The organism is Polaromonas sp. P1_G4, assembly GCF_056405475.1.
The window spans coordinates 1-1,164 of the sequence record NZ_JBFUCA010000854.1; the positions used below are offsets into that span (position 1 = coordinate 1).

Below are 1,164 nucleotides of genomic sequence, written 5' to 3' on the forward strand. Positions count from 1 at the left end.
CGATCGACCACGTCCTTGTAGGCTTCCGACACATCGCTGCCGTTCATGTGCACGGCCGGCACACCCTGGTTGGAGGCTTGCAGCACGGACTCGGATTCGGGGATGACGCCGATGAGCTTGATGCGCAGGATGTCCTGGATGTCTTCCAGCGAGAGCATCTGCCCCTGGTCGACGCGGCCGGGGTTGTAGCGGGTGATGAGCAAATGCTCCTTGATGGCGTCGCCGCCGTCGATGGCGCGTTTGGTTTTGCTTGAAAGCATGCCGAGGATGCGGTCGGAGTCGCGCACCGAGGAGACCTCGGGGTTGGTGACGATGAGGGCTTCGTCGGCAAAGTGCATGGCCATGAGCGCGCCGGTTTCAATGCCGGCGGGGGAGTCGCAGACGATGTACTCGAAGTCCATCTCGCCCAGGTCTTTCAGCACTTTCTCGACGCCGGCTTTTGTCAGGGCGTCTTTGTCGCGCGTTTGCGAGGCGGCCAGCACAAAGAGATTGTGGCACTGCTTGTCTTTGATGAGCGCCTGGTTGAGCGTGGCTTCACCCTGAATAACGTTGATGAGGTCGTACACCACGCGGCGCTCGCAGCCCATGATGAGGTCGAGGTTGCGCAGGCCCACGTCGAAGTCGATGACCGCGGTTTTGTGCCCGCGCAAGGCRAGGCCGGTTGCAAAGCTGGCACTGGTGGTGGTTTTGCCCACGCCGCCCTTGCCGGAGGTGACCACAATGATTTTTGCCATCAGATAAAAGTCCTTTTGAAAGCGATAGATATTTCAGCCGGGGCCGCGGAACCGGCTTTGCCGGGCCGCAGGCGAAGTGAAAAGAGTGGGGCCATGTCTATGCGGCCAACACATTCATGACGAGACGGTCGCCTTCCTGGCCTTCTTCTGCGGGAACGAGCCGCACCTGCGTGGGCTGGCCTGCCAGGCCTTCGGGCAGCGGGTGTTCAGCGGTGCGGTACACGCCGGCAATCGAAATCAGCTCGGCTTCCAGCGCCAGCGAAAAAATGCGTGCCTCGGTGTTGCCGCGCGCGCCGGCCATGGCCTTGCCGCGCAGCGGCGCATACACGTGGATGTGGCCGTCGGCAATGACTTCGGCGCCGGCGTTGACCATGGCCAGCACCACCAGGTCGCGGCCGCGTGCATACACCTGCTGGCCTGAGCGCAGGGG

The 1,164-nt window shown here is 62.6% G+C and carries 2 protein-coding genes; both read right to left on the reverse strand.

The features are described 5' to 3' along the window. A partial coding sequence (gene minD / locus AC1D1X_RS23925; protein WP_477699429.1) for a septum site-determining protein MinD occupies positions 1–734 on the reverse strand: 734 nt, incomplete at its 3' end. A 97-nt stretch (positions 735–831) separates the two neighbouring features. After that, on the reverse strand, positions 832–1,164 hold a 333-nt coding region (minC, locus tag AC1D1X_RS23930), incomplete at its 5' end, for a septum site-determining protein MinC (protein WP_477699430.1).